Origin of the sequence: Pseudomonas sp. Sample_22 (genome assembly GCF_004307635.1) — a bacterium.
GTDB lineage: Bacteria > Pseudomonadota > Gammaproteobacteria > Pseudomonadales > Pseudomonadaceae > Aquipseudomonas.
This window is the reverse complement of record NZ_RCNY01000050.1, coordinates 1-3,482: the sequence shown is the minus strand read 5'-3', so window position 1 is coordinate 3,482 and position 3,482 is coordinate 1. Positions and strand designations below refer to the sequence as shown.

Sequence of the window (3,482 nt, the reverse complement as noted above, 5' to 3'; positions counted from 1 at the left end):
GGGGCCATAGCTCAGCTGGGAGAGCGCCTGCCTTGCACGCAGGAGGTCAGCGGTTCGATCCCGCTTGGCTCCACCACTACTGCTTCTGACGTTTAAAGCTTAGAAATGAGCATTCCATCAAACGATGGTGAATGTTGATTTCTAGTCTTTGGATTAGATCGTTCTTTAAAAATTTGGGTATGTGATAGAAAGATAGACTGAACGTTACTTTCACTGGTAACGGATCAGGCTAAGGTAAAATTTGTGAGTTCTCTTAGTTGAGAAATTCGAATTTTCGGCGAATGTCGTCTTCACAGTATAACCAGATTGCTTGGGGTTATATGGTCAAGTGAAGAAGCGCATACGGTGGATGCCTTGGCAGTCAGAGGCGATGAAAGACGTGGTAGCCTGCGAAAAGCTTCGGGGAGTCGGCAAACAGACTTTGATCCGGAGATGTCTGAATGGGGGAACCCAGCCATCATAAGATGGTTATCTTGTACTGAATACATAGGTGCAAGAGGCGAACCAGGGGAACTGAAACATCTAAGTACCCTGAGGAAAAGAAATCAACCGAGATTCCCTTAGTAGTGGCGAGCGAACGGGGACTAGCCCTTAAGTTGATTTGAGATTAGCGGAACGCTCTGGAAAGTGCGGCCATAGTGGGTGATAGCCCTGTACGCGAAAATCTCTTATCAATGAAATCGAGTAGGACGGAGCACGAGAAACTTTGTCTGAATATGGGGGGACCATCCTCCAAGGCTAAATACTACTGACTGACCGATAGTGAACTAGTACCGTGAGGGAAAGGCGAAAAGAACCCCGGAGAGGGGAGTGAAATAGATCCTGAAACCGTATGCGTACAAGCAGTGGGAGCCCACTTTGTTGGGTGACTGCGTACCTTTTGTATAATGGGTCAGCGACTTATTTTCAGTGGCGAGCTTAACCGAATAGGGGAGGCGTAGCGAAAGCGAGTCTTAATAGGGCGTCTAGTCGCTGGGAATAGACCCGAAACCGGGCGATCTATCCATGGGCAGGTTGAAGGTTAGGTAACACTGACTGGAGGACCGAACCGACTACCGTTGAAAAGTTAGCGGATGACCTGTGGATCGGAGTGAAAGGCTAATCAAGCTCGGAGATAGCTGGTTCTCCTCGAAAGCTATTTAGGTAGCGCCTCATGTATCACTGTAGGGGGTAGAGCACTGTTTCGGCTAGGGGGTCATCCCGACTTACCAAACCGATGCAAACTCCGAATACCTACAAGTGCCGAGCATGGGAGACACACGGCGGGTGCTAACGTCCGTCGTGAAAAGGGAAACAACCCAGACCGTCAGCTAAGGTCCCAAAGTTATGGTTAAGTGGGAAACGATGTGGGAAGGCTTAGACAGCTAGGAGGTTGGCTTAGAAGCAGCCACCCTTTAAAGAAAGCGTAATAGCTCACTAGTCGAGTCGGCCTGCGCGGAAGATGTAACGGGGCTCAAACCATACACCGAAGCTACGGGTATCACTTAGGTGATGCGGTAGAGGAGCGTTCTGTAAGCCTGTGAAGGTGAGTTGAGAAGCTTGCTGGAGGTATCAGAAGTGCGAATGCTGACATGAGTAACGACAATGGGTGTGAAAAACACCCACGCCGAAAGACCAAGGTTTCCTGCGCAACGTTAATCGACGCAGGGTTAGTCGGTCCCTAAGGCGAGGCTGAAAAGCGTAGTCGATGGAAAACAGGTTAATATTCCTGTACTTCTGGTTATTGCGATGGAGGGACGGAGAAGGCTAGGCCAGCTTGGCGTTGGTTGTCCAAGTTTAAGGTGGTAGGCTGGAATCTTAGGTAAATCCGGGATTCTAAGGCCGAGAGCTGATGACGAGTGTTCTTTTAGAACACGAAGTGGTTGATGCCATGCTTCCAAGAAAAGCTTCTAAGCTTCAGGTAACCAGGAACCGTACCCCAAACCGACACAGGTGGTTGGGTAGAGAATACCAAGGCGCTTGAGAGAACTCGGGTGAAGGAACTAGGCAAAATGGCACCGTAACTTCGGGAGAAGGTGCGCCGGTGAGGGTGAAGGACTTGCTCCGTAAGCCCACGCCGGTCGAAGATACCAGGCCGCTGCGACTGTTTATTAAAAACACAGCACTCTGCAAACACGAAAGTGGACGTATAGGGTGTGACGCCTGCCCGGTGCCGGAAGGTTAATTGATGGGGTTAGCTAACGCGAAGCTCTTGATCGAAGCCCCGGTAAACGGCGGCCGTAACTATAACGGTCCTAAGGTAGCGAAATTCCTTGTCGGGTAAGTTCCGACCTGCACGAATGGCGTAACGATGGCGGCGCTGTCTCCACCCGAGACTCAGTGAAATTGAAATCGCTGTGAAGATGCAGTGTATCCGCGGCTAGACGGAAAGACCCCGTGAACCTTTACTATAGCTTTGCACTGGACTTTGAATTTGCTTGTGTAGGATAGGTGGGAGGCTTTGAAGCGTGGACGCCAGTTCGCGTGGAGCCATCCTTGAAATACCACCCTGGCAACTTTGAGGTTCTAACTCAGGTCCGTTATCCGGATCGAGGACAGTGTATGGTGGGTAGTTTGACTGGGGCGGTCTCCTCCTAAAGAGTAACGGAGGAGTACGAAGGTGCGCTCAGACCGGTCGGAAATCGGTCGTAGAGTATAAAGGCAAAAGCGCGCTTGACTGCGAGACAGACACGTCGAGCAGGTACGAAAGTAGGTCTTAGTGATCCGGTGGTTCTGTATGGAAGGGCCATCGCTCAACGGATAAAAGGTACTCCGGGGATAACAGGCTGATACCGCCCAAGAGTTCATATCGACGGCGGTGTTTGGCACCTCGATGTCGGCTCATCACATCCTGGGGCTGAAGCCGGTCCCAAGGGTATGGCTGTTCGCCATTTAAAGTGGTACGCGAGCTGGGTTTAGAACGTCGTGAGACAGTTCGGTCCCTATCTGCCGTGGACGTTTGAGATTTGAGAGGGGCTGCTCCTAGTACGAGAGGACCGGAGTGGACGAACCTCTGGTGTTCCGGTTGTCACGCCAGTGGCATTGCCGGGTAGCTATGTTCGGAATAGATAACCGCTGAAAGCATCTAAGCGGGAAACTAGCCTCAAGATGAGATCTCACTGGGACCTTGAGTCCCCTGAAGGGCCGTCGAAGACTACGACGTTGATAGGTTGGGTGTGTAAGCGCTGTGAGGCGTTGAGCTAACCAATACTAATTGCCCGTGAGGCTTGACCATATAACACCCAAGCAATTTGCGAACTCGAGAGAGGCCAGATTGCGGTGTGTGAAGACGAAATGAACCGAAAGTTCGGATCGCAAAAACACCGAAAACTATCGCATACCCAATTTGCCGACGCGTTGAAAGACGAGTCGGCACACCGAATTTCTTGACGACCATAGAGCATTGGAACCACCTGATCCCATCCCGAACTCAGAAGTGAAACGATGCATCGCCGATGGTAGTGTGGGGTTTCCCCATGTGAGAGTAGGTCATCGTCAAGATT

1 tRNA gene and 2 rRNA genes are annotated in these 3,482 nt (G+C 51.0%); all 3 read left to right on the top strand.

The window, feature by feature from the left end:
• The 3 genes from D8U73_RS13250 to rrf all read left to right on the top strand — a co-directional run bounded on the left by D8U73_RS13250 (position 1) and on the right by rrf (position 3,480).
• A tRNA-Ala gene (locus D8U73_RS13250) sits at positions 1-76 on the top strand.
• 246 nt (positions 77-322) lie between these two features.
• A 23S ribosomal RNA gene (locus D8U73_RS13245) occupies positions 323-3,214 on the top strand.
• A gap of 150 nt (positions 3,215-3,364) precedes the next feature.
• Positions 3,365-3,480, top strand: a 5S ribosomal RNA gene (gene rrf, locus D8U73_RS13240).
• Positions 3,481-3,482: the final 2 nt, after the last annotated feature.